Annotated in this window: 23 protein-coding genes and 1 riboswitch; of the genes, 15 read left to right on the top strand and 8 right to left on the bottom strand. The window is 59.6% G+C overall.

Annotation, left to right across the window (positions count from 1 at the left end):
• The first annotated feature begins 21 nt into the window (after positions 1–21).
• The 5 genes from ALO80_RS03340 to ALO80_RS03320 all read left to right on the top strand — a co-directional run bounded on the left by ALO80_RS03340 (position 22) and on the right by ALO80_RS03320 (position 4,485).
• The gene (locus tag ALO80_RS03340; protein WP_055007930.1) at positions 22–1,059 is read left to right on the top strand and encodes an ABC transporter permease; all 1,038 of its coding nucleotides are present in this window, start codon (positions 22–24) and stop codon (positions 1,057–1,059) included.
• Positions 1,059–1,964, top strand: a complete 906-nt coding sequence (locus ALO80_RS03335; RefSeq protein ID WP_055007929.1) for an ABC transporter permease — start codon at positions 1,059–1,061, stop codon at positions 1,962–1,964. Before ALO80_RS03340 ends, ALO80_RS03335 begins: the two co-directional genes overlap by 1 nt.
• A 34-nt stretch (positions 1,965–1,998) precedes the next feature.
• The gene (locus tag ALO80_RS03330; RefSeq protein ID WP_055007928.1) at positions 1,999–2,853 is read left to right on the top strand and encodes an ABC transporter ATP-binding protein; all 855 of its coding nucleotides are present in this window, start codon (positions 1,999–2,001) and stop codon (positions 2,851–2,853) included.
• Positions 2,854–2,863: 10 nt separating this feature from the next.
• Positions 2,864–3,628, top strand: coding sequence for an ABC transporter ATP-binding protein (locus ALO80_RS03325; protein WP_055007927.1), 765 nt, complete (start codon positions 2,864–2,866; stop codon positions 3,626–3,628).
• 134 nt (positions 3,629–3,762) lie between these two features.
• Positions 3,763–4,485 carry an oligogalacturonate-specific porin KdgM family protein gene (locus ALO80_RS03320; RefSeq protein ID WP_054985692.1) on the top strand — a complete coding sequence of 241 codons (723 nt, stop codon included), beginning with the start codon at positions 3,763–3,765 and terminating at the stop codon, positions 4,483–4,485.
• A gap of 251 nt (positions 4,486–4,736) precedes the next feature.
• On the opposite strand, the gene ALO80_RS03315 is transcribed toward ALO80_RS03320, so the two are convergent.
• The gene (locus ALO80_RS03315; RefSeq protein WP_055007926.1) at positions 4,737–5,471 is read right to left on the bottom strand and encodes a FadR/GntR family transcriptional regulator; all 735 of its coding nucleotides are present in this window, start codon (positions 5,469–5,471) and stop codon (positions 4,737–4,739) included.
• Positions 5,472–5,579: 108 nt separating this feature from the next.
• On the opposite strand from ALO80_RS03315, the gene ALO80_RS03310 reads away from it, so the two are divergent.
• The 5 genes from ALO80_RS03310 to ALO80_RS03290 all read left to right on the top strand — a co-directional run bounded on the left by ALO80_RS03310 (position 5,580) and on the right by ALO80_RS03290 (position 11,576).
• On the top strand, positions 5,580–6,296 hold the full coding sequence (locus ALO80_RS03310) for a FadR/GntR family transcriptional regulator (RefSeq protein WP_055007925.1): 717 nt from the start codon (positions 5,580–5,582) through the stop codon (positions 6,294–6,296).
• An 18-nt stretch (positions 6,297–6,314) separates the two neighbouring features.
• Positions 6,315–6,512, top strand: a riboswitch (cobalamin riboswitch).
• Positions 6,513–6,642: 130 nt separating this feature from the next.
• Complete coding sequence (locus tag ALO80_RS03305; protein WP_055007924.1) at positions 6,643–7,656, top strand: ABC transporter substrate-binding protein; 1,014 nt, start codon at positions 6,643–6,645, stop codon at positions 7,654–7,656.
• A complete protein-coding gene (locus ALO80_RS03300; RefSeq protein ID WP_055006170.1) occupies positions 7,653–8,675 on the top strand; it encodes a FecCD family ABC transporter permease in 1,023 nt (340 codons plus the stop codon). The genes ALO80_RS03305 and ALO80_RS03300 overlap by 4 nt, the downstream gene beginning before the upstream one ends.
• Positions 8,672–9,463: an ABC transporter ATP-binding protein gene (locus ALO80_RS03295; RefSeq protein WP_055007923.1), complete on the top strand. Its 792-nt coding sequence runs from the start codon at positions 8,672–8,674 to the stop codon at positions 9,461–9,463. The genes ALO80_RS03300 and ALO80_RS03295 overlap by 4 nt, the downstream gene beginning before the upstream one ends.
• Positions 9,464–9,569: 106 nt before the next feature.
• Positions 9,570–11,576: a peptidase U32 family protein gene (locus tag ALO80_RS03290; protein ID WP_055007922.1), complete on the top strand. Its 2,007-nt coding sequence runs from the start codon at positions 9,570–9,572 to the stop codon at positions 11,574–11,576.
• Positions 11,577–11,632: 56 nt separating this feature from the next.
• Here ALO80_RS03290 and ALO80_RS03285 read toward each other — a convergent pair whose 3' ends face one another.
• The gene (locus ALO80_RS03285; protein WP_055007921.1) at positions 11,633–12,127 is read right to left on the bottom strand and encodes a GNAT family N-acetyltransferase; all 495 of its coding nucleotides are present in this window, start codon (positions 12,125–12,127) and stop codon (positions 11,633–11,635) included.
• Positions 12,128–12,673: 546 nt separating this feature from the next.
• On the opposite strand from ALO80_RS03285, the gene nirB reads away from it, so the two are divergent.
• Positions 12,674–15,235 (top strand): nitrite reductase large subunit NirB, encoded by a 2,562-nt coding sequence (gene nirB / locus ALO80_RS03280; RefSeq protein ID WP_054987238.1) that lies wholly within the window; start codon positions 12,674–12,676, stop codon positions 15,233–15,235.
• Complete coding sequence (nirD, locus tag ALO80_RS03275) at positions 15,235–15,621, top strand: nitrite reductase small subunit NirD (protein ID WP_055007920.1); 387 nt, start codon at positions 15,235–15,237, stop codon at positions 15,619–15,621. The genes nirB and nirD overlap by 1 nt, the downstream gene beginning before the upstream one ends.
• Before the next feature lie 61 nt (positions 15,622–15,682).
• Here the strand turns inward: nirD and ALO80_RS03270 are convergent, their stop codons facing one another.
• The gene (locus ALO80_RS03270) at positions 15,683–16,681 is read right to left on the bottom strand and encodes an alpha/beta fold hydrolase (RefSeq protein WP_055007919.1); all 999 of its coding nucleotides are present in this window, start codon (positions 16,679–16,681) and stop codon (positions 15,683–15,685) included.
• Positions 16,682–16,928: 247 nt separating this feature from the next.
• Here ALO80_RS03270 and ALO80_RS03265 point away from each other — a divergent pair, with 247 nt between their 5' ends.
• Positions 16,929–17,858 carry a LysR family transcriptional regulator gene (locus ALO80_RS03265; RefSeq protein WP_054987241.1) on the top strand — a complete coding sequence of 310 codons (930 nt, stop codon included), beginning with the start codon at positions 16,929–16,931 and terminating at the stop codon, positions 17,856–17,858.
• On the opposite strand, the gene pstB is transcribed toward ALO80_RS03265, so the two are convergent.
• The 4 genes from pstB to pstS all read right to left on the bottom strand — a co-directional run bounded on the left by pstB (position 17,859) and on the right by pstS (position 21,615).
• On the bottom strand, positions 17,859–18,638 hold the full coding sequence (gene pstB / locus ALO80_RS03260; RefSeq protein WP_002553918.1) for a phosphate ABC transporter ATP-binding protein PstB: 780 nt from the start codon (positions 18,636–18,638) through the stop codon (positions 17,859–17,861).
• On the bottom strand, positions 18,638–19,522 hold the full coding sequence (gene pstA, locus ALO80_RS03255; protein WP_054987242.1) for a phosphate ABC transporter permease PstA: 885 nt from the start codon (positions 19,520–19,522) through the stop codon (positions 18,638–18,640). The genes pstB and pstA overlap by 1 nt, the downstream gene beginning before the upstream one ends.
• On the bottom strand, positions 19,519–20,514 hold the full coding sequence (gene pstC / locus ALO80_RS03250; protein ID WP_055006167.1) for a phosphate ABC transporter permease subunit PstC: 996 nt from the start codon (positions 20,512–20,514) through the stop codon (positions 19,519–19,521). The genes pstA and pstC overlap by 4 nt, the downstream gene beginning before the upstream one ends.
• 81 nt (positions 20,515–20,595) lie before the next feature.
• On the bottom strand, positions 20,596–21,615 hold the full coding sequence (gene pstS / locus ALO80_RS03245; RefSeq protein ID WP_055007918.1) for a phosphate ABC transporter substrate-binding protein PstS: 1,020 nt from the start codon (positions 21,613–21,615) through the stop codon (positions 20,596–20,598).
• 518 nt (positions 21,616–22,133) lie between these two features.
• Here pstS and ALO80_RS03240 point away from each other — a divergent pair.
• Both ALO80_RS03240 and ALO80_RS03235 read left to right on the top strand, forming a co-directional pair.
• Positions 22,134–22,418, top strand: coding sequence for a hypothetical protein (locus tag ALO80_RS03240; protein ID WP_055007917.1), 285 nt, complete (start codon positions 22,134–22,136; stop codon positions 22,416–22,418).
• A gap of 97 nt (positions 22,419–22,515) precedes the next feature.
• The gene (locus ALO80_RS03235) at positions 22,516–22,815 is read left to right on the top strand and encodes a hypothetical protein (RefSeq protein ID WP_055007916.1); all 300 of its coding nucleotides are present in this window, start codon (positions 22,516–22,518) and stop codon (positions 22,813–22,815) included.
• Here the strand turns inward: ALO80_RS03235 and ALO80_RS03230 are convergent.
• On the bottom strand, positions 22,791–23,490 hold a 700-nt coding region (locus ALO80_RS03230), incomplete at its 5' end, for a VRR-NUC domain-containing protein (RefSeq protein WP_144434198.1). The two genes, ALO80_RS03235 and ALO80_RS03230, sit on opposite strands and share 25 nt — an antisense overlap.

Here is a 23,490-nt window from a genome sequence, read left to right as displayed (position 1 = left end):
AAGCCAAGGCAGGAAATAACCATGTCGAGTGCATCGATTTCATTTTGGAGCAGTCGGGTCGTCCACGGCACCCGTCGCAGCGGATCAGTGGCGGCGACCCTGTTCGGCCTGCTGTTGCTCACTTTCTTCATTGGCCGGGTCATGCCGCTGGACCCGGTCCTGGCCATCGTCGGCCCCGACGCGGACGCCGCCGCCTATGCTCAGGCCTATCAGGAACTGGGGCTGGACAAGCCGCTGACGACCCAGTTTGTGATGTACCTCAGCGACCTGTTGCACGGCGACCTGGGCAAGGCACTCCTCACCGGACACCCGGTGATCGACGACATTGCGCGGGTATTCCCGGCCACGCTGGAACTGGCCACACTGGCGATCCTGTTTGGCGTACTGCTTGGCCTGCCACTGGGGGTTTACGCCGCCACGCATCAGGGCCGCAGCGGCGACCATATTGCTCGGGTCATCACCCTGTTTGGCTATTCCACGCCGATATTCTGGCTGGGCATGATGGCTTTTCTGGTGTTTTACGCCTGGCTGGGCTGGGCGGGCGGGGTTGGACGCATCGGTCTGGCTTATGACGGGCTGATCGAAACCCGCACGGGCCTGCTGCTGATCGACACGGCATTGTCCGGCGACTGGGAAGCCTTTCGCAGCGCACTGCGCCACATCCTGCTGCCTGCGGTAATCCTCAGTTTCAACTCGGTGGCCTATATCAGCCGCATGACCCGCAGCTTCATGCTCGAACAGCTTTCGCAGGAGTACATCATCACTGCACGGGTCAAGGGCCTGTCGAACCGGCGCATCGTCTGGGGCCACGCGTTTCGCAACATTCGCGTGCAGTTGCTGACCATCGTCGCCCTCGCCTACGGCGGCCTGCTGGAAGGCGCGGTACTCATAGAAACCGTGTTCGCCTGGCCCGGCTTCGGCCAGTACCTGACCAGCAGCCTGCTACTGGGCGACATGAATGCCGTGATGGCCTGCGTCCTGCTGATCGGGTTGATCTTCGTGATCCTCAACCAGATCAGCGACGCCCTCTATAAAGTCTTCGACCCGAGAACCCGCTGATGACGACCTCCCTTGCAAGCAGCTCCACGCCCATGGTTCAGGCACCCACCTCCAGCCTCGCAGCATTTGCCGCCAGCAGCGCGCGCCTGATGCGTTTTCTGCTGCGCAACCCGATGACGCTGGCGGGGCTGATTGTCATCGGCACGTTGATGATCGTCGCCCTGTTCGCGCCGTGGATCGCGACTCACGACCCGCTCGCTCAGGACCTGTCTGGCGCGCTGCGGATGCCCGGCGCACAGAACTGGTTCGGTACCGACGAATACGGCCGCGACGTGTTCAGCAGACTGGTGTATGGCTCGCGCATCACGCTGTACATCGTGATGCTGGTGACGGTGATTGTCGGCCCTATCGGCCTGCTGATCGGTACCGTGTCGGGTTATTTCGGCGGCTGGGTCGACAGCCTGTTCATGCGCATCACCGACATTTTCATCTCGTTTCCCAGCCTGGTGCTGGCGCTGGCCTTCATCGCCGCCCTGGGCCCTGGCCTGGAACACGCGGTGATCGCCATCGCCCTGACTGCCTGGCCGCCGATCGCCCGCCTGGCACGGGCCGAAACCCTGTCACTGCGCAACGCCGATTTCGTTGTCGCGGTAAAGCTGCAAGGTGCGTCGGCAGTGCGCGTGATCGGCCGTCACATTATCCCGATGTGTCTGTCCTCGGTGATCATCCGCCTGACCATGAACATGGCCAGCATCATTCTCACCGCGGCCGCCCTGGGCTTTCTCGGCCTCGGCGCGCAGGCGCCCCTGCCGGAATGGGGCGCAATGATCTCCAGTGGCCGCCGTTACATGCTGGAAAGCTGGTGGCTGGTGGCAGCTCCCGGTGCCACCATCATGCTGGTCAGCCTGGCATTCAACCTGTTGGGCGACGGACTGCGCGATGTACTTGACCCACGCAGCGAATGACACACATTGAATAACAAGAAAAGGACTCATCGCCATGTCAAACATAGCCACGCCACAGATCAAGCTTGAGGTAAAGGATTTACGGGTCGGGTTCAGTCACGCAGGCAAGGTCACGGCAGCCGTTCGCGACGTGTCATTCAGCCTGGGCCGGGAAAAGCTGGCGATCGTCGGCGAATCGGGATCAGGCAAATCCACAGTGGGCCGCAGTCTGCTGCGCCTGCACCCGGCAACGGCCAGGGTGACGGCCAAAACCCTGCGCTTCGGCGATACGGATTTGCTTGAATGCAGCGAAAAACAGATGCAGAGCATTCGCGGCCGGCGCATGTCGATGATCATGCAGGACCCGAAATACTCGCTGAACCCGTTGATCAAAGTGGGCGAGCAGATAGCCGAGGCCTATCTGGCACACCACCGGGTCTCGAAAAAGGAAGCCCGCGAGCGCACGCTGGACATGCTCGCGAAGGTGCACATCCGTGAACCGGCCCGCGTCTACGAACTGTATCCCCACGAAGTCTCGGGCGGCATGGGCCAAAGGATCATGATTGCGATGATGGTGATCACCGACCCGCAGGTGATCATCGCCGACGAACCGACTTCCGCACTCGACGTTTCGGTGCGCCGCCAGGTGCTCAACGTACTGGAGGAACTGGTCAGTGAGCGCGATCTGGGCCTGATCTTCATCAGCCACGACCTGAATATGGTGCGCCATTTCTGCGACCGGGTGCTGGTGATGTACGCCGGGCGGGTGGTGGAATCGCTGAACGCCGGCGAGCTGGACCAGGCCCGCCATCCTTACACCCGAGGCTTGCTGGCCGCCCTGCCCAGCCTGGATCACCCGCGTACCAGCCTGCCGGTTCTGCAACGCGATCCCCTTTGGCTCACTCACTGAGAATGCTCCCATGGCAATGATCACAGTCGATTCACTGAACCTGAGCTTCGGCACTGGCACAGCGCTGAATCAGGTGCTGCGTGACGTCAACCTGCAGGTCGAGGACGGCCAGTCGTTCGGCCTGGTCGGCGAGTCGGGCTCGGGCAAGACCACCGTCCTGCGCTGCCTGGCAGGGCAATATCATCACTGGAGCGGTGCTCTGAGCGTGGCAGGCCAGGCCGTGCAACGCAAACTCGATGCCGGTCACTACCGGACTGTGCAGATGGTGTTTCAAGATCCCTACGCCTCATTGCACCCACGCCACACCATTGATGCGGCACTCAAGGAGCCATTGAGCATTCACCGGATCGGCGACCGTGACCGTCGCGTCTGCGAGGCACTGAACAAGGTCGGCCTCAACGAGAGCTTTCGCTTCCGTTACCCGCATCAGTTGTCTGGCGGCCAACGCCAGCGTGTCGCTATTGCAAGGGCGCTGATTCTCGAACCCCGTGTGCTGCTGCTCGACGAACCGACCTCGGCACTGGATGTTTCAGTGCAGGCCGAAATCCTCAACCTGCTCGCCGACTTGCGCCATCAACAAGGCCTGACCTACCTGATGGTGACTCACGACCTTGGCGTCGTGGCGCACCTCTGTGACCGGGTTGCCGTCATGCAACAGGGCCAGGTGCTGGAAACACTCGACAGCAGCCAATTGATCAACAACCAGGCCCGACACGAATACTCACGATTGCTGATTCAAGCCAGTCGCGACATGGACCTGCGCCCGACGGGATGACCCGCTGCCGGGCTCCCGACCGCTGAGCCCGGCCCCCTGCCGACACCGTGATCCCCGGCCAGATCGGCCAAGGAACCCGGCTGCCTGCGATTTGCTTGAACACCCCCAGACAACCCTCAAACAAGAATAAAAAAATGAAAAAATCACTCGCGTTACTCTCTCTGACTGCTCTGTTCCCTGGCGCCTGGGCGCATGCCGACAGCGCGTACATCAACTATCGCCATCAGTATGCAGAAAGCACCCGCATGCATGCCGACCGGGTCAAATTCGGTAGCCGACTGGACAGCGGCTGGGGGTTCGAAGGCGAGCTCAAATACAAGACCGCAGGCGACCGACAAGATGTGGCGTTCGACAACACCGTTGGCAACGGCCACGAACTAACGGTCAGCTATCAATACCGGCTGGATGACAAATGGCTGCTGACGCCGTCGTTTGCGCTGGAGAGCATCGAGAAATCGACGGCCTACAAAATGGGCCTCAAGCTGGGTTACAAGGTAAACGACCAATTGAGCGTATCAGGCCGCTATCGCTACGACTCGATCAAGCTGGACCGCGACAAGGTCAACCACGACATGCCTGACAACCAGATGGATGATCAGTCGATCAATCGTTACGACGTCTGGATCAACTACGCCAGCAAAGGCCCTTGGGCGTACGAGTATCAGTTCACCTACTTCGACGCCGATTACATCCGTTACGACAACGGCAGGACCGACTACGAGCAGAACGCAGCCTTCAAATACAAATGGGACAAACACTGGGTGCCGTTTTTTGAAGTCGGCGACATCAAGGTCGATTCCGAAGATGACAAGCGCCAGCTGAGATTGCGCGTAGGCGTGCAATACAACTTCCTGTAGCGCACCCCCACTGGAGCGTGAGGAACGATAATCTCACCATCGTGCGACGCTCCGCGTCGCATGCCGTGTCTGGCTTTGGATTATCGTGCCGACGCTCCGCGTCGCATGCAGTTCTGGACGCTCTGCGTCCTCTTTCGAGCATATGGCGTGGCGCAGAATTGTGACGCGGAGCGTCATCCAGGGCATTCCCACGCGGGAGCATGAGGAACGACAGGTGTCTGGCAGAAACCCCGCGTCCGGTCTCGAATCGCTCAGTCGCTGTACAGCGCCTGCGTACGGCGCAGGCGCATGCGGCTGCCGTTGAGGTGCAGGTACATCGCCGAGCGCGCGGCGTCGACGTTGCCCTCGGCGATGGCGTTATAGATTTGCCGGTGTTCGGCGTTGATTCCGGCCAGGTAGGCGTTGCGGTCGCTCTGCCCGGTATAGGCCGAATTCATTCGTGTGCGCGGGATCAGCTTGGTGCCCAGGTGTTTCATGATATCGATCAGGTACGCATTGCCCGACGCCTTGGCGATCTTGAGGTGAAATTGAAAATCGGCATTGATGGTGGTCCCGGATTTTTGCGGCCCTTCGAGCAATGCATCGAACGCCCGCTTGAGCTCAAGCAACGCTTCAGGGCTGCGTCGCTGAGCAGCCAGCCCCGCAGCTTCGACTTCCAGGCTCAAACGAAACTCCAGCAAATTCAGCACATCGGACACTGTGGCAATGGTCGCAGGGCCTACTGAAAAACCTTCAGGCGGTGGCATGTCGAGAACAAAGGTGCCGACGCCATGCCGGGTTTCCACCAGCCCGGCGGCCTGCATTCGCGACAGCGCATCGCGCACCACCGTGCGGCTGACACCCTCGGCTTCCATGATGTGGATCTCGGAAGGCAGTTTCTCGCCGCGCACCAGCACACCATCACGCATGCGCTGGGCGAATCGGTCGACCAGGGTTTCCGCCAGGCGTCGATGGTTCTTTTGCGAGGAAAGTGCGTTGTCCGACATTGCAGCCTCAGTTCTGTCCGATACGCGAGTATAGGCTGCGATCCCCCCACAAAACACGCCCTCAGTGCGGTTATACTCAGCCACCCGACATGGACCCGATCACCCGCCATGGAACAACCTTCCACATCAAAAGGCCGTCGCTCCAGCCTGACCCAGCAACTGGTCGCCGAGTTTTCACGCAGGATTCGCGAAGGCGAGATTCAGAGCGGTGAAAAACTCCCCACCGAACAGATGATCATCCGCGAAACAGGGGTCAGCCGCACCGTGGTTCGGGAAGCGATGTCACGCCTGCAAGCCGAAGGGCTGGTCGAAACCCGTCATGGCATCGGCACCTTCGTGGTCGACGCATCGCAGCCAAGGGATTTCCAGCAGACTGAACCGCCAGTCGCCTCGCCCGGCGATGCGGTATCGATCATCGAGCTGCGCCTGAGCATCGAGCCGGAATCAGCCGCGCTGGCTGCACAACGCCGCACACCGGAGCAGCTCGATGCCATCCGCCAGGCCCTTGATGAGCTGAATCGCTGCGCACGCCTGGGGCATGACACCCTGCAGGCCGACTTCGAGTTCCACCGACAGATAGCGCTGTGCACCGCCAACAGCTTCTTTACCGATGTCATGAGCCAGCTCGGCAGCAGCATCCTGCCTCGTACTCGCAGCGGATTCGGCAATATCGTGTCGTTGCACGCCGAGGATGACCCCGGCATTCAGCAGCGCGAGCAGGAAACCATTCTGGACGCCATTGTCCATCAGGACCGCGACGCCGCCCGAGCCGCGATGCGCCTGCATCTGATCAACAGTCTGCTGCGCCTGCGCGCAAAGGATTAGCCACTAAAACGCTTATCGTTTACCATGCCGCCCGTCGGTTTCCGAGAGGAACTAACAGGGAATTCGCACGCTTTGTGTCACAAGGCCAAAACGAAACTGCCCCCGCAACTGTAGGCATCGAGCCTGCTCCATGACTGCCACTGGACACGCTCCGGGAAGGCCGGAGCCTGGCGATGACATGCCAGTCAGGAGACCTGCCGACCCGATTCAACCAACTAACCGGCGGGGTGTCCGGGAAGGACATCCGCACGCGTCGGCATTTACTGTCGTGCCCGGTTATCTGCCGGGGATGTGTTTCCTGATGTGCATTGCGCCTTGGCACCTGCCCCAACGGAGACCGCCTTCCATGCCGCTGCCCCGCCTTGCCGCACTCGTCGCCTGCCTGACGCTGCCCACCCTGACCCTCGCGGCCCCCACTCGGTATCCGCTGACCCTTGAAAACTGTGGTTCGACCCTGACATTCGCACACGCGCCGGCCAGGACGGTGACGATTGGCCAGGCCGGCACTGAAGTGCTCTACGAACTGGGCCTGGGTGACCGCCTGGTCGGCACTTCGCTGTGGTTCAACAACGTATTGCCACGTTTCAAGGCGCAGAACGACAAGGTAGAGCGTCTGGCCGACAACGACCCCAGCTTTGAAGCGGTGATTGGCAAACGGCCTGAACTGGTGACCGTGCAACTGGAATGGATGGTCGGCAAACAGGGCGTGGTCGGCACTCGCGAACAGTTCCATGACCTGAAAATACCCACTTACATTTTGCCGTCCGATTGTGAAGGCAAAGACAATCTGGTCGGTGCCGATGGCACACGCCTCGAGCCGTTCCGTATCGAGACCATCTACAGGAGCATCGAGCAACTGGCGCAGATTTTCGATGTGCAGGATCGCGGTGATGCGCTGGTTGCCGACCTCAAGACACGCCTGAACGCAGCCATCGCCAACGTCAGACAGAACAAGGCGAACGACGTCTCGGCGCTGTTCTGGTTTTCCAGTTCGGATCTTGCCAGCGATCCTTTCGTGGCAGGCCGCAAAGGCATCCCGGATTTCATGCTCAACAGCCTGGGCATGCGCAATATCGTCCAGTCCGACGAGGAATGGCCGACCGTGGGCTGGGAAACCATTGCCAAGGCCAACCCAAGCATTCTGGTGATTGCGCGCATGGACCGCCGCCGCTTCCCGGCCGACGACTACCTGAAGAAAATCGAATTTCTCAAGAGCGATCCGGTGACGCGCAACATGGACGCAGTCAAGCATGGGCGGATCGTGATCATCGACGCCGAGGGCATGCAGGCCGGTCTGCGCCTGTTCACCGGGTTCGAGGAACTGGCTGACGCCGCCAACCGTTTCAACGCGGCACAATGAGATTACCAGTAGCGTTGGGCCATGTGCTCTGGGTCTCGGCAGTGCTGGTACTGGCGATCATGATCGGTGCGGCGATTGGCGAAACCTCGATCAGCCTGCCGGTGGTTTTTCAGGTGCTGGCCAACAAACTCTGGGCAGCCAGCTACGTGCTCGACCCTATCGATGAGGGCATTGTCTGGAACTACCGGCTGACCCGCGCCATTGTCGCGGCAGCCTGCGGGGCCGGGCTGGCGATCTGCGGCGTGGTGCTGCAATCGTTGTTGCGCAACCCGCTGGCAGACCCGTATCTGCTGGGGATTTCCGCAGGGGCGTCGACCGGCGCGGTACTGGTTGCCATTCTGGGCTTTGGTGCAGGCGCGATTTCGATGTCGGCAGGTGCCTTTGCCGGGGCCGTTGCCGCGTTTTCGCTGGTCGCCCTGCTGGCGCATTCGTCACGCGGCACCACGGCAGCCGGGCAGATCATTCTGGCCGGGATTGCCGGTTCGCAACTGTTCAATGCCCTGACATCGTTTCTGATCACCAAATCCGCCAGCTCGGAGCAGGCACGCGGCATCATGTTCTGGTTGCTGGGCAATCTCAGCGGTGTGCGCTGGCACTCTGTCTGGCTGGCGGTGCCGACGGTGCTGGTCGGTCTGCTGGTGTGCCTGTGGTACAGACGAGCGCTGGACGCTTTCACATTCGGCAGCGACTCGGCAGCGTCGCTGGGGATCGCGGTGCGGCGCGTGCAGATCATACTGATCGCCACCGCCGCGCTGGTCACGGCGGTGATGGTATCGATTGTCGGTTCCATCGGCTTCGTCGGGTTGGTGATCCCGCACGCCGTACGTATGCTGGTCGGTGTCCGGCATGCACGGCTGGTACCGCTGAGCGCATTGAGCGGCGCATTGTTTCTGATCGCTGCCGACATCCTCTCGCGTACGCTGATCAAGGGGCAGGCGCTGCCGATTGGCGTCATCACCGCCCTGATCGGCGCACCGGTCTTCGCTTTGATACTTATCCGGGGCAATAGCACTCGATGAACGCGTTTCCTCAGCAGGTCAACGCAGCGGTGCTCGGTTGCTCCGGTCTGGGTTATTCGGTACGCGGTACTGCGCTGCTGCGCGAGGTCGACCTGAGCATTACAGCGGGCGAAACGCTGGCCGTGGTCGGCCCTAACGGGTCGGGCAAATCCACCCTGCTGAAACTGTTGGCTGGTATTCAGAAGCCGGTCAGCGGCAGCGTCAGGCTGGGCGGGCAGCCACTCGAGTCAATGAGCCGCAGAGACGTGGCCCGCCTGCTGGCAGTGGTCGAACAACAGGCAGAAACCAGCGACGCCGTGACTGTACGGGATGCCGTCGAACTGGGTCGCACGCCCTGGCTGTCGGCACTCGAGCCGTGGAGCACGAACGATGACGCCATCGTCAGCCAGGCCTTGCAGGATGTGGACATGCTGCACCTGCAAAAACGCGCCTGGCACACCCTGTCAGGAGGTGAGCGGCAGCGTGTGCATATTGCCAGGGCACTGGCGCAAAGGCCGAAGATCCTTCTGCTGGACGAACCAACCAATCACCTGGACATCCAGCATCAACTGACCATCCTCGGTCTGGTCAGGGCCTTGCCGGTTACCACCGTGATTGCCCTGCACGACCTGAATCAGGCGCTGGATTGCGACCGCGTGGCGGTCATGGAAAAAGGCCGTCTGGTCGCGCTGGGTGCACCGGTCGAGGTGCTGACCCCGGAACGCCTGTTGAGCACCTTCGGCGTCGTGGCGCACTGGCTGACCGACCCCTTCGACGGCGCAAAAATCCTGCGTTTGCGCTCACGCTGACGGAGCGCCGGCGGTCAGCCGGTCACTTGCCTGAATCTTCAACAGGTGCGCCGGGCGTTCTGTGGCACTACAATGCGCGCTTTGCCCGATGCCGGATCCCGTTGCCATGTCGTTACCCAAGCACCACCTGGAATTGCTCAGCCCTGCGCGGGATGTGACCATCGCCCGCGAAGCCATTCTGCATGGCGCCGACGCCGTCTATATCGGCGGCCCGAGCTTCGGTGCACGACACAACGCCTGCAACGAGGTCAGCGAGATTGCCGAACTGGTCAAATTCGCTCATCGCTATCACACGCGGATCTTCACCACGATCAACACCATCCTGCATGACGACGAACTGGAACCGGCCCGCAAGCTGATTCACCAGCTCTACGACGCAGGCGTGGACGCGTTGATCGTGCAAGACCTCGGGGTCATGGAACTGGACATTCCGCCCATCGAGCTGCACGCCAGTACCCAGACTGACATCCGCACCCTGGGGCGGGCAAAGTTCCTCGATCAGGCCGGTTTTTCGCAACTGGTACTGGCCCGGGAGCTGAACCTGCAGGAAATCCGCGCAATTGCCGATGAAACCGATGCCGCCATCGAGTTTTTCATCCATGGCGCACTGTGCGTGGCGTTTTCCGGGCAGTGCAATATTTCCCACGCGCAGAACGGGCGCAGCGCCAACCGTGGCGACTGCTCCCAGGCGTGCCGCCTGCCCTACACACTCAAGGATGACCAGGGCCGCGTCGTGGCCTTCGAAAAACATCTGTTGTCGATGAAAGACAATAACCAGAGCGCCAACCTGCGTGCACTGGTGGACGCAGGCGTGCGTTCATTCAAGATCGAAGGCCGTTACAAGGACGCGGGCTACGTCAAAAATATCACTGCCTATTATCGCCAGCGCCTGGACGAGATCCTCGAAGACCGCCCTGACCTCGCACGCGCGTCCAGCGGCCATACCGCACACTTCTTCGTGCCCGACCCGGAAAAAACCTTTCATCGCGGCAGTACCGATTATTTCGTCAGCGACCGCAAGATCGACATCGGCGCGTTCGACACGCCGACCTTCACCGGCCTGGCGGTGGGCACCGTCGAAAAGCTCGGCAAGCGTGACCTGATTGCCGTAACCCATGAGCCGCTGTCCAATGGCGACGGCCTCAATGTGCAGATCAAACGTGAAGTAGTGGGCTTTCGTGCCAACATCGCCGAGCTCAAGGGCGAGTTCGAAGAAGACGGCCAGAAGCGCTGGCGCTACCGCGTAGAACCCAACGAGATGCCTGCAGCCCTCTCCCGTGTGCGCCCGAATCACCCGCTGAATCGCAACCTGGACCACAACTGGCAGCAGGCACTGCTCAAGACTTCGGCCGAGCGCCGGATCGGCATTCAGTGGCAGGTCACCTTGCGTGAAGATCACCTGCGCCTGGACGCTACCAGCGAAGAAGGCGTAAGTGTCACCGTCGGCCTCGACGGCCCTTTCGGTGCCGCCAACAAACCCCAGCAGGCGCTGGATCAGGTGCGGGACCTGCTCACCCAACTGGGCACCACGATCTATCATGCTCAGGATGTCAGGCTCGACGCGCCGCAGGCGTTCTTCGTGCCCAACTCGCAGCTCAAGGCCCTGCGCCGCGACGCCATCGAGGCGCTGACCGAAGCACGCGTCAAGGCTCATCCGCGCGGTGGCCGCAAGGCCGAGACTACCCCGCCACCGGTGTACCCGGAATCGCACCTGTCTTTTCTGGCCAACGTCTACAACCAGAAGGCCCGCGACTTCTACCATCGCCACGGCGTACAGTTGATCGATGCAGCCTACGAGGCCCACGAGGAAACCGGCGAAGTGCCGGTGATGATCACCAAGCACTGCCTGCGCTTCTCGTTCAATCTGTGCCCGAAACAGGCCAAGGGTGTCACCGGCGTGCGTACCAAGGTCGCGCCCATGCAACTGGTACAGGGTGACGAAGTGCTGACTCTGAAATTCGATTGCAAGCCTTGCGAAATGCACGTGATCGGCAAGATGAAAGGTCACATTCTCGACTTGCCGCTACCCGGCAGCGCGGCAGCCAAATCGGTGGTTGGCCACATCACGCCGGAAGATCTGCTCAAGACTGCGCGTCAGCGTTCTCCGCACTGATCGATACGAAGGGGTTGGTGCCTGCCAGCCCCCTTCCGTCTTCTGACAAAGCCCTCTTAAAGAACGCGCTCCATGTGAGTCGTGTTCCACACCGGATCGCTTTCCACATCGGTTACGGCAAAACCCTGCTTCTCCCAGAAACGAATGGCACCCGGCAGAAACGGGTGGGTATGCAGGTACAGAATCTCTACGTCCCCCGCCTCGGCATGCGCCCAGAGCGCCTGACATAAGCGGCTGGCCAGCCCGTCGCCGCGAAACTCCGGCGTGACGAACAGACGTACGATCTCAGAGGTCCTGCGCCCGCTGTAATCAAGCTGCGGGAAACGATGATCGTATGGCAGATAGCCCACGGCAGCGATGATCTGCCCTTCACAGCGGGCAATCAGAAATTTACCGTCCTTGCCACTCAGGTACACCTGTTCGAAACCGGCCAGATCGGGAGGAACCGTGACGGCGTCGAGCAACGGAAATATCTCGGCACGGGCACGCATGACGAACTCGACTGTTTGCGGGATATCGGCGGGATGTACTTCGGTGATGGAAATCTTCATGGCAACTGACTTGGCTGGGGGTCGCAGAATAATACAAATGTTGCGCCAGGCATGGGTGAGCTGGCCGGTTCTCGTGCCGGTGCTGGAGCCTGAGGAACGATAATCTCAGTTATCGTGCGACGCTCAGCATCGGCATGCCGTTCCGGAGGTAGCCTGGCCTGACCAAGCACAGGTCATCGATCCCGACCGCATTTGAGGCAGCGAACAGCCATACGCACCAATCCAAGGCAATAACCGCAGCGGACTATTCCGGCACATGCCCGCAAACCCCGCTCTATCTAAGCGATAAGGCCCCGACCAAAAACTGGCACAACCTCTGCATGACTCGACATACTCCCGATGAATGTGGTCGGGCTTGCCCCGGTTGATCGATGCCGATCGCCAGTCTTGCAGAGACCAGAGGGCTACTCAGGTGCATCCGGCAACGTCGCTCGATGGCACCCAGAACTTCCCATAAGAGAACAGGCAAAGGCGCCTGGAACCGAAAGGTTCCGGGCGCTTTTTTTTTGCTTTAAAAAACCTGATTGGCTTTGGCCGGGACTCGCTATGAACACCACAGTCTTCCCCCACAACGATGTAAAAAACCTGATCGTCGTCGGTAATGGCATGGTCGGGCATCATTGCGTCGAGCAGTTGATCGCAGGCGGCGCGCTTGAACGGTATCGCATTCACGTGTTTGGCGAAGAAGCGCAGCGCGCCTACGACCGCGTGCATTTGTCCGAATACTTCACCGGCCGTGATGCAGAATCGCTGGCCATGAGTGCAATGTCTGTCTACGAACAACCAGGCCTTACGTTGCACCTCGGCGTACCGGTGCTGGAAATCGATCGTGAGCGCAACGAAGTCATTACCGCCGAAGGCTGCCTGAGCTACGACAAGCTGATCCTGGCCACCGGCTCCTACCCGTTTGTGCCACCCATCGAGGGCGCAACAGGCAATTCGCGGCTGGTCTATCGCACGCTGGAGGACCTGGACACCATACGCTACGCCGCGTCGAAAGCGCGTCGTGGCGTGGTGGTCGGCGGCGGCTTGCTGGGACTTGAGGCGGCCAACGCGCTGAAATCGCTAGGTCTGGAGGCCCATGTCGTCGAATTCGCGCCGCGCCTGATGCCGGTGCAACTGGACGAGCATGGCGGTGCCGCATTGAAAGCGCGTATCGAAGCGCTGGGCGTCGGCGTTCACCTGTCCCGCGCCACGCAGTCGATCAGCGACGGCAAGCAATACCGCTACCGGATGAATTTCGCCAATGACGAATTTCTCGAAACCGATCTGATTGTGTTCTCCGCCGGAATCCGTCCGCAAGACGCTCTGGCTCGCCAGTGTGAGCTGGAGCTCGGACCACGAGGCGGTATCGCAATCGACGAGCATTGCCGCACGAGCGATGCCAATATCTATGCAATCGGTGAATGCGCTGCCTGGAACGGTAGCGTGTTCGGCCTGGTGGCCCCAGGTTATCAAATGGCCCGTGGCGTCGCGGCGCAGTTGTGCGAAAAGGACACTGAGCCGTTCTTCGGTGCAGACATGTCCACCAAGCTCAAGCTGCTGGGCGTCGATGTCGGCTCCATCGGTGACGCGCACGGTGCGCTGGCCGGGGCCGTGAGTTATCGATTCATTGATGAGGCCACCGCCAGCTATCGTCGTCTGGTGGTGTCGGCGGATGGCAAGCAAGTGCTCGGCGCTGTGCTGGTCGGCGACAACAGTTATTACGATACCTTGCTGCAATATGCCCAGAATGGCATCACCCTTCCCGATGACCCTTCAAGCCTGATCCTGCCTCGTGGCGAAGGCGCGCCGACCCTGGGCGCCGATGCGCTGCCCGCCACAGCAACCATCTGTTCCTGTCATAACGTCAGCAAAGGCTCTATCTGCTCGGCAATCGACAATGGCTGCACCGACCTCGCCGGGATCAAGTCGTGCACCAAGGCAGCCACTGGTTGCGGTGGTTGCACGGCACTGCTCAAGCAGGTCTTCGAGCATGAATTGATTGCCCGCGGCGTTGCCGTCGACAAGAGCCTCTGCGAGCACTTCGCCTACACCCGTCAGGAGCTGTATTCGATAGTCCGCGTCGAGGGCGTCGAAACCTTCGAAGAACTGCTCGCTCGACACGGCAAAGGCGCGCATGGCTGCGATATCTGCAAACCTGCGGTCGGCTCGATTCTCGCCTCGTGCTGGAACCGTCCCATCACCGAACCTTCGCTGGTGCCGTTGCAGGACACCAATGACACGTTCATGGCCAACATGCAGAAAAATGGCACTTACTCGGTCGTACCGCGTATTCCAGGTGGCGAGATCACCCCTGACGGCCTCATCGCAATTGGTGCCGTGGCCAAGAAGTACGACCTGTACACCAAAATCACCGGCGGTCAGCGCATTGACTTGTTCGGTGCGCAATTGCACGAGTTGCCGGATATCTGGAGCGAGCTGATCGAGGCAGGTTTCGAAACCGGTCATGCCTACGGCAAGTCGACCCGAACAGTGAAGTCCTGCGTCGGCAGTACCTGGTGCCGCTATGGCGTGCAGGACAGCGTGGCCATGGCGTTGCGCATCGAGGACCGTTACAAGGGCCTGCGCTCGCCGCACAAACTCAAGTTCGCGGTATCCGGCTGCACGCGCGAGTGCGCCGAAGCGCAGAGCAAGGACGTTGGCGTGATTGCCACTGAAAACGGCTGGAACCTGTACCTGTGCGGCAATGGCGGCATGCGTCCGCGTCACGCCGAACTGTTCGCCACCGACCTGGATGACGAAACCCTGATCCGCTACATCGACCGTTTCCTGATGCTCTACATCCGCACTGCCGACAAGCTGCAGCGCACCTCGGTCTGGCGTGAATCGCTGGAGGGTGGCCTGGACTATCTCAAGGCGGTGATACTCGATGACAGCCTGGGGCTGGCGGCAGAACTGGAGGCGCAGATGCAACTGGTGGTCGACCGCTACGAATGCGAATGGGCCAATGCCCTCAAGGACCCGGAAAAGCTCAAGCGCTTCCGCACCTTCGTCAACGACGGGCGTGCCGACCCGGATGTGCATTTCGTCAAGGAGCGTGCCCAGCGTCGTCCGGCAAAACCCGAAGAGCTGGCCCTTATACCGTTGTTCAAGGAGGTGGTGTAATGGACGCGTCCAACACAGCAGTCGCGGACGAAAATGCCCGGTCTGCCCTGAAGCTGCACTGGCATGCGCTGTGTGAGCGCGCGGATCTGGTCGCCAATTCCGGCGTTGTGGCATGGCTGGACGGCACTCAGGTAGCGCTGTTCTACCTGCCTGAAACCCCGGAGGGCGAACAACTTTTCGCCATCGATAACCGCGACCCCAAGTCCGGGGCAAACGTGATCGGTCGTGGATTGATTGGCCAGATAGGCGGCGAACTGGTGATTGCCTCGCCACTGTACAAGCAGCACTTTCGTCTGCACGACGGCAGTTGCGTCGAGTACCCGGAACAACGTCTGGAAGTCTGGCCGGTACGTTTCAAGGGCGATCAGGTAGAAGTTGCTGTCTAGCCGACCGCGAAGACAACCTGATCGCCAGCCGACCAGGTTGCTGCGTTACAAGCCTTGCGGACTAGTGCAGTTCGGATACCAGCGCTTTGTTAAAGCCCTGCGGATCTTCCATCTGCGGGGCATGCCCCTTGCCCTTGAACTCCACCAGTCTGGCACCCGGAATCATCTGCGCCACCTGCTTGCCCAATACCTTGTAATTGCCGATTCTGGCCTTGACCTCAGACGGCGCGATGTCGCTGCCAATGGCCGTAGTGTCGGCATCGCCGATCATCAGAACGGTCGGCACTTGCAGCTTCGGAAATTCGTAGAACACCGGCTGGGTGAAAATCATGTCGTAGATCAGTGCCGAGTTCCAGGCAACGATCTTCTGGCCAGGCCCTTTGTTCAGACCGGCCAGCATATCAACCCACTTGTCATACTCAGGCTTCCAGCGCCCGTCGTAATAGGTCTTCTGCTCATAGGCGCGAATGCCTTCAGCCGTGGTCTGCAGCTCACGCTCATACCACTGATCGACGCTGCGGTAAGGGACTCCGAGCGCTTTCCAGTCCTCCAGACCGATAGGATTGACCATCACCAGTTTCTCGGTCTGCTTCGGGTACATCAGCGCATAACGCGTGGCCAGCATGCCGCCAGTGGAGTGGCCGACAACCGACACCTTGTCGATACCCAGCTTTTCAAGCAGCGCATGGGTGTTCATCGACAACTGTTGGAAGCTGTACTGATAGTGCTCAGGCTTGGTCGACGTGCAGAAGCCAATCTGATCAGGCGTCACAACACGATATCCCGCCGCACTCAGCCCCTTGATCGTGTCTTCCCAAGTCGCCGCACAGAAGTTCTTGCCATGCAGCAACACCGCGGTGCGGCCATTGGCTTTGCCGCTCGGCGCAACGTCCATATAGCCCATTTCCAGAGCCTGGCCCTGAGACTGAAAACTGAATTTATGCAGCGCGTGAGGGTAACTGAAACCTTCCAGTTGCTGACCGTAACCGGGCGTTTCAGCCAGTGCTGCGCCTGACAGTGTCAACGACATCAACATGCCGGCAATCTTTGCAGCCCGCATAGGGGCACCTCCTGTAGGTAGGGGTCGAAAGTCTGCAGCCATTTCCACGTTAAACCGCAGACCTGCAAGTAGACCCTGTTTGGCGCTACAGATTCGCCCCTTTCCTGCCTGAAGAACCGTAAGCAGACGTTTCACCGTTCCAGCCCGGCTCGGGCAAAATGCTGGACGCCTCCTGCCGCGCTTGCCTAGACTGGGCCGTCCGTTACGGGCCGTCGTAGTCAGCCGGGTCTGATGCCAAGGAACAGCAATGAATCGAAATGAACTGCGCAAGGCCGACATCAACCTGATGGTGGTCTTCGAGACATTGATGCAGGAGCGTAACGTTACCCGGGCAGCAGAAAAGCTGTTTCTCGGCCAGCCCACGATAAGCGCCGCGTTGAACCGCCTGCGTAACCTGCTCAACGACCCGCTGTTCATCCGCGTCGGCCACCGCATGGAACCGACCGCACGCGCCCATGAGATCCTCAAGCACCTGACACCGGCACTTGATGCAATGTCTACAGCGCTGAGCCTGACCACCGACTTCGACCCGTCGGTGAGCAAAATGACGTTCCGCATCGGCCTGACCGATGATGTGGAGTTCGGCTTGCTGCCGGCTATGCTCAAGGCTATTCGCGAGGAAGCGCCGGGCGTGGTGATCGTGGTCAAGCACGTCGATTACCTGAATATTTCCGAGGTGCTGATGGCCGGCGACATCACCGTCGGCGTCTGCATGACCCGCGAGCTGCCCGCCAACGCCAAGCGCAAGACTCTGCGCAACATACAGCCACGGCTGGTGCGCGCCGACAAGCCGTCGGGACCCATGAGTCTGGACGAGTACTGCTCGCGCCCGCATGTCGTGGTATCGCATGTGGCGAGTGTCAGCAGCTTTTCGGATGAGTGGCTGACGGCGCTGGGTCGCAAGCGCCAGGTGGTGTTGTCGGTGCCGCAGTTCGCAACCCTGCCCGCGCTCATGGCAGGCACTGACATGATTTCCGGATTGCCCGACTACGCAGCAAGCGCGATGAGCGCGCTGGGTTTGCTGTATGACGAGCCGCTGCCCTTCCCTACCCCAGGGCTGGATCTGTCGATGGCCTGGCTCAGTGTGATGGACAGCGATCCTGCCGAACGCTGGCTGCGCAGCAGAATCGAGGAGTTCATGGGCGAGCGCCGGGAGGCACCCGCCCTGGCCGGTTGATCAGCCGAAACGACCGGTAATGTAATCTTCGGTCTGGGTCTTGGAGGGCTTGGTGAAGATGGTATCAGTGTCGCCGTGTTCGATCAGTTCGCCCATGAACATGAAGGCGGTGTAGTCGGAGCAACGCGCCGCCTGTTGCATGTTGTGGGTCACGATGATCACGGTGAACTGCTCCTTTAGCTCAGTGATCAGCTGCTCGATACGTCCTGTCGAGATCGGATCGAGTGCCGAAGTGGGCTCATCGAGCAACAGCACCTGAGGGCGCAACGCAATGGTGCGGGCGATGCACAGGCGTTGCTGTTGACCGCCGGACAGACCGGTCGCGCTCTGCTTGAGTTTGTCCTTCACCTCGTCCCACAAGGCTGCGCCACGCAATGCCTGTTCGACGCGATCTTCCATTTCACGGCGCGACAGCTTTTCGTGGTGCTTGATGGCGTAGGAAATGTTGTCGTAGATCGACATGGGAAACGGCACCGGCTTCTGGAAAACCATGCCCACATGACTGCGCAGGCGGTTCATCGAGTAACCCGGGGCCAGGATGTTCTCGCCGTTGAGCAAAACTTCGCCACGCGCTTCCTGCTTCGGGTACATCGCGTAGATACGGTTGAAGACGCGCAGCAGGGTCGATTTGCCGCAACCCGACGGGCCGATGATCGCCGTGATGCGCTTCTCGGGGATGGTCATGTCGATGGACTTCAACGACTTCTGGTTATTGTAGAAAAACTCCAGACCTCGTACTTGGATCTTGGTTTTTTCGTTGGCCAGGGAAAGGTTGTTCATCAGGACGCCCTATTGCGCAAAAGAATTAAGCGAGACAGCAGACTCAGTATCAGTACGAACAACGTCATGACCAGCGCACCGGCCCACGCAAGGGAGTGCCAGTCATCGAACGGGCTCATGGCGTACTGGAAAACCACCACCGGAACGCTGGCGATTGGTTTGAGCAGATCGCTGCTCCAGAACTGGTTGCCGAAAGCGGTGAACAGCAGCGGCGCGGTTTCGCCGGTAATACGTGCCAAGGCGAGCAATACGCCGGTCACCACACCTGCCTTGGCGGCGCGCAAGACGATTTGCAGGGTCAACTTCCATTGCGGCACACCCAGCGCCAGCGCAGCTTCACGCATGGTCGAGGGTTGCAGTTGCATCATTTCATCGGTGGTGCGCACCACCACAGGGATGACCAGCAAGGCCAGCGCCAGAGCACCTGCCAAGGCGGAAAAGCCGACCTGATGGCCTGTCATCGCGTTGAGCGGCAGTACCACAACCGTGTAGACGAACAGGCCGAGCACGATGGAAGGTGCCGACAGCAGAATGTCGTTGATGAAGCGCACGGCATTGCCCAGCTTGGTGTAGCGAGCGAACTCGGCCAGCCAGATGCCGGCCATCAGACCGATTGGCGTACCGATCAACAGACCGATGCCCGACATCAGCACGCTGCCATAGAACGCATTGGCCAGACCGCCCTCGGTGCCAGGCGGCGGAGTCATGCCGGTGAACAACTGCAGATTGAGTGCGTCGATGCCCTTGATGATGGTGGTCAGGAGAATCCAGACCAGCCACAGCAGACCGAATGCGGTGGCGCTGCAACTGAGCACCATCGCAATCTTGTTCTTGAAACTGCGAACCCGATACAGCCGCTCGCTGCCCGTCACATCCTTACTCATAACCCCTCCTTACGCGAAAGGCGCGACAGCATCAGACGTGCGAGGGCCAGCACGATGAAGGTAACGACAAACAACAGGAAGCCAAGCGCGATCAGTGCCGAACGGTGCAAGTCGGTATACGCCTCGTTGAACTCGTTGGCGATCACCGAAGCAATGGAGCTGCTTGGCATCATCAGCGATGCCGAGAACTGATGGGCGTTGCCCAGTACAAAGGTCACCGCCATGGTTTCGCCCAGCGCACGTCCCAGTCCCAGAAACACACCGCCGACCACTGCCGAACGGGTGTAGGGCAGGACGATGTCCCAGACCACTTCCCACGTGGTGCCGCCCAATGCGTACGCCGACTCTTTGAGCGCTACGGGCACAGTGCGGAAGACTTCCTGCATGACCGAGGTAATGAACGGCGTGATCATGATGGCCAGCACAATACCGGCAGTCAGCATGCCGATACCCAGCGGCGGGCCTTGGAACATCGGCCCGATCAGTGGCAGAGCGCCGAGGTTTTCGGTGATCCAGGGCGACATGTGCTCAGCCATGAACGGGCCAAAGACAAACAGCCCCCACATGCCGTAGATGATTGACGGAATGCCCGCCAGCAGTTCGATGGCCGAGGCAATCGGCATGCGCAACCAGGGCGGCGCCACTTCGGTCAGGAAAATGGCAATGCCGAAACTCACCGGTACGGCGATCAGCAAAGCCAGAAAAGAGGTAACCAGGGTGCCATAGATAGGAACCAGCGCGCCGAACTTGCCGGCGTTCACGTCCCACTCGGTACTGGTCAGAAAGCCAAACCCGAAAGTCTGGAATGCCAGACTGCCGCCCCACAGGGTCGACAAGGCAATACAACCCAGCAAAGCAAGCACCAGCATCGCTGCGGCCTGCAATGAACGCTTGAACCACAGGTCATGACGATGATCCCGTTTGGCGCGCTTCTCGCCCTCGGACTCACCAGCGGAGACGTTAGCGGACAGGTATTGGGTGTTTTCAGTCATGTTGAGGCCACTCGCAAGGAAAAGCCCCTGTCACCGGGCCGATATCGCGGCTGATGACAGGGGTGGTACGGGTTGAATCACTTACTTGGTGAATTCCGTTTTCCAGTAGCTTTCCACGCGGTCAACCAGCGATTTAGGCAATGCTACGTATTCCAGTTTCTCGGCCTGCTTCTGACCGTTTTCCAAGGACCACTTGAAGAAGTCGAAAGCCGCCGCGCTTTTCTCTTCGTTCTTGGCTTTCTTGTACATGATGATCCAGGTGGTCGCGGTGATCGGCCATGCAGCCTCACCCGGCGCGTTGGTCATGATCAGGTTGAAGTCCTTGGCGCTTGCCCAGTCGGCGGTGTCAGCAGCTGCTGCGAAAGCCTTGGCGTCTGGTTTAATAAATTTGCCAGCCGCGTTTTTCAACTGAGTGTAGGACAGCTTGTTGACGGTCGCGTAGGAGTACTCGACGTAGCCGATAGAACCCTTGATCTGCTTAACGTAGGCCGAAACACCTTCGTTACCCTTGCCGCCCACACCGGCTGGCCACTGCACGGTCGAACCGAATTTCAGCTTCTCGTTCCACTCCGGGCTGACTTTGCTCAGGTAGTTGGTGAAGTTGTACGTGGTACCCGAACCGTCCGAACGGTGAACCACGGTGATTGCGGTATCAGGCAGTTTGACGCCCGAGTTCAGCGCAGTGATTGCCGGGTCGTTCCACTTCTTGATATCGCCCATGAATATCTTGGCGAGAACCGGGCCATCCAGTTTCAGCTCGCCGTCTTTAACACCTTCCACGTTAACGATCGGTACAATGCCGCCGATGACGCTAGGGAACTGACCCAGACCAGCTGCTTGCAGGTCTTCAGCGGACATCGGTGCGTCGGATGCGCCGAAATCAACAGTCGCTGCCTTGATCTGGGCGATACCGCCACCCGAACCGATGGACTGATAGTTGATGCGGTTATCCTTGGTTTTGCTGTAGTCCTGGGACCACGCCGAAATAACCGGGAAAACGAAACTCGAACCAGCGCCGGTTACATCAGTCGCGTGGGCCACACCGCTGAGGCACAGCGAAGCGATCAGAAGCGACAAGCGTTTTTTAGTCAGCAGTATCACGGTAATACCTCAGTCCAGGAGATTGTGTGGTGGCCCAGTTAGGGAGGCCCGAGGCGGATTTAAAACCTGAAATGTTGCTGTTTCATGACAATCCAACGAATCGTGTCAGCCACGGAACTTTTTTGTAGGTGATTTCCTACGTCGTCAGCGTTAAAAACCTCCGTTTCACCCAATGTTTACGGCAAAATATTGACCAGTAACGCTAAATAGCTTTTTGCCATCAACCGATAGGTAGCCAAACGCCAGCCACGTTATAAAAATGTAAGAAAGTATGATTTTAAGAATCGTAGAAGCTGACCAAGTGGTCACGTTATAGCTAAATCAACTTAAAAATGTTCTATCAGCATTGATCAAATCTATGCATGTATCCGAACACGACAGGTTCTACAGTGCTGATTGATAAAGCGCGGCATTGGCCGGGCAGCGTCAGGTAAGACTACCGTTCGTCGGGTTCAACGGCACCTATGGCCACTGGCCAATGACCAACGTGGGTACTTTAAAACAACGGAGTAAGCATCATGATCAAGACCAAACTGACTGCCATCACCCTGGCAGGCCTGATGGCTGTAGCTTCAGGTGCAGCCTTTGCCGAATCGACTACGACACCCGAAACGCCGATCAACAAAAACGCGACCAAGCTGCCGGGTACCAACACCCAGCCAATGGACCGCACCTCGTCCGAAACCCCTGGCGCGCAGACCGACAGTAAAAAAGCAGCTGCTGAAAAGTCGATGAACCACGACAAAGGGGCTCACGGCACGCATGACAAGAGCAATGTTACTGAAAAGACCAAGACTCAGTAATCAGGCTTCTGACGCGAGCAGGCTCCACGCTCTGCTCGCCGATCAGCAATAGCGTTTGCAGCACCGTCTCATCCGCTGCACTAATGGAGGTTGCATCATGATCAGGAATAGATTGGGAGCACTGAGCCTGGCAGCACTGCTGGCTCTGTCGGGCACAAGCGCCTTCGCAGGTTCGACCGGCCCTACAAACCCAAGCGATGGGCCGAAGGTGCCTGGCACCGGCGCGGAAAAGAATGTCGACGGGACCAGCCCTGGCGCACCAGGCACAGGCCCGGGCACCAAAGGCATGGACCCGTTACCCGGAAAACACGACGGTCCCGGTGACAAACCTCATGATTTGAAACAGCCGCACGATGCCAATCATGACGACCGTCAGGACGGGCACAAAGTACCTTGATGGCGGGCCAGGTCCTCGATGACCTCAACAGCGCCTTCGGCTGCCCACTGCACGTAACACACTGCCACCGGCATCCCGTGTTCGGCGCAGAAGTCCAGCCAGCGTAGCTGGTTATCCTGAAGGCGGTCGCCCGGCCCCTTTACCTCGATCATTCGATAGCGCCGCTGCTCCGGGAAGAACTGGATCAGATCCGGCATACCGGTCCGATTGGCTTTTATATCCTGCAGCAGGCGACGAAACCACTGAAGCAAGTGCTCTGCGGGAAGGCAGTGCAGTGCCTGGTCCAGCAACTCGGGTGTCAGCGTACCCCAGAACACAAAGGGCGATTGCAGGCCGTGCTTGCTCTGAAAATGCTCGCGAATGGTCGTCAGGTACTCATCTGATTCCAGTTGCATCAGACAGGCATCGAACAATGCCACCCGGCGCTGGTAGAAATCCGGGCTGTACAGGTCGCTGGGCGCGCTGTGGAAGGGATGAAAGAAAGCACCTGGCAGAGGAGCGAAAACTGCCTGCCAGCACAGCAGGCCAAACAGGGAATTGATCAGCGCATTTTCGACGTAATGCACTTCCCCGCCCTGCTCTTCTTCAAGGTGCAGACGTATCAGACGCTCGACGCTCACCCCCGCCAATGGCACCAGCTGTACATCCAGCCGCGAGACGACCCGCGCCGAGCGC

The sequence above is a fragment of the Pseudomonas caricapapayae genome, assembly GCF_001400735.1.
Taxonomy (GTDB): Bacteria; Pseudomonadota; Gammaproteobacteria; order Pseudomonadales; family Pseudomonadaceae; genus Aquipseudomonas; species Aquipseudomonas caricapapayae.
The sequence above is the reverse complement of the archived record's forward strand: the minus strand, read 5'-3'. Positions and strand labels throughout refer to the sequence as shown.

Bases quoted from the DNA above. Each gene is read 5' to 3' on its own strand.
- ALO80_RS03340 (WP_055007930.1), top strand. From the start codon at position 22: ATGTCGAGTGCATCGATTTCATTTTGGAGCAGTCGGGTCGTCCACGGC.
- ALO80_RS03335 (WP_055007929.1), top strand. From the start codon at position 1,059: ATGACGACCTCCCTTGCAAGCAGCTCCACGCCCATGGTTCAGGCACCC.
- ALO80_RS03330 (WP_055007928.1), top strand. From the start codon at position 1,999: ATGTCAAACATAGCCACGCCACAGATCAAGCTTGAGGTAAAGGATTTA.
- ALO80_RS03325 (WP_055007927.1), top strand. From the start codon at position 2,864: ATGGCAATGATCACAGTCGATTCACTGAACCTGAGCTTCGGCACTGGC.
- ALO80_RS03320 (WP_054985692.1), top strand. From the start codon at position 3,763: ATGAAAAAATCACTCGCGTTACTCTCTCTGACTGCTCTGTTCCCTGGC.
- ALO80_RS03315 (WP_055007926.1), bottom strand. From the start codon at position 5,471: ATGTCGGACAACGCACTTTCCTCGCAAAAGAACCATCGACGCCTGGCG.
- ALO80_RS03310 (WP_055007925.1), top strand. From the start codon at position 5,580: ATGGAACAACCTTCCACATCAAAAGGCCGTCGCTCCAGCCTGACCCAG.
- ALO80_RS03305 (WP_055007924.1), top strand. From the start codon at position 6,643: ATGCCGCTGCCCCGCCTTGCCGCACTCGTCGCCTGCCTGACGCTGCCC.
- ALO80_RS03300 (WP_055006170.1), top strand. From the start codon at position 7,653: ATGAGATTACCAGTAGCGTTGGGCCATGTGCTCTGGGTCTCGGCAGTG.
- ALO80_RS03295 (WP_055007923.1), top strand. From the start codon at position 8,672: ATGAACGCGTTTCCTCAGCAGGTCAACGCAGCGGTGCTCGGTTGCTCC.
- ALO80_RS03290 (WP_055007922.1), top strand. From the start codon at position 9,570: ATGTCGTTACCCAAGCACCACCTGGAATTGCTCAGCCCTGCGCGGGAT.
- ALO80_RS03285 (WP_055007921.1), bottom strand. From the start codon at position 12,127: ATGAAGATTTCCATCACCGAAGTACATCCCGCCGATATCCCGCAAACA.
- nirB (WP_054987238.1), top strand. From the start codon at position 12,674: ATGAACACCACAGTCTTCCCCCACAACGATGTAAAAAACCTGATCGTC.
- nirD (WP_055007920.1), top strand. From the start codon at position 15,235: ATGGACGCGTCCAACACAGCAGTCGCGGACGAAAATGCCCGGTCTGCC.
- ALO80_RS03270 (WP_055007919.1), bottom strand. From the start codon at position 16,681: ATGCGGGCTGCAAAGATTGCCGGCATGTTGATGTCGTTGACACTGTCA.
- ALO80_RS03265 (WP_054987241.1), top strand. From the start codon at position 16,929: ATGAATCGAAATGAACTGCGCAAGGCCGACATCAACCTGATGGTGGTC.
- pstB (WP_002553918.1), bottom strand. From the start codon at position 18,638: ATGAACAACCTTTCCCTGGCCAACGAAAAAACCAAGATCCAAGTACGA.
- pstA (WP_054987242.1), bottom strand. From the start codon at position 19,522: ATGAGTAAGGATGTGACGGGCAGCGAGCGGCTGTATCGGGTTCGCAGT.
- pstC (WP_055006167.1), bottom strand. From the start codon at position 20,514: ATGACTGAAAACACCCAATACCTGTCCGCTAACGTCTCCGCTGGTGAG.
- ALO80_RS03240 (WP_055007917.1), top strand. From the start codon at position 22,134: ATGATCAAGACCAAACTGACTGCCATCACCCTGGCAGGCCTGATGGCT.
- ALO80_RS03235 (WP_055007916.1), top strand. From the start codon at position 22,516: ATGATCAGGAATAGATTGGGAGCACTGAGCCTGGCAGCACTGCTGGCT.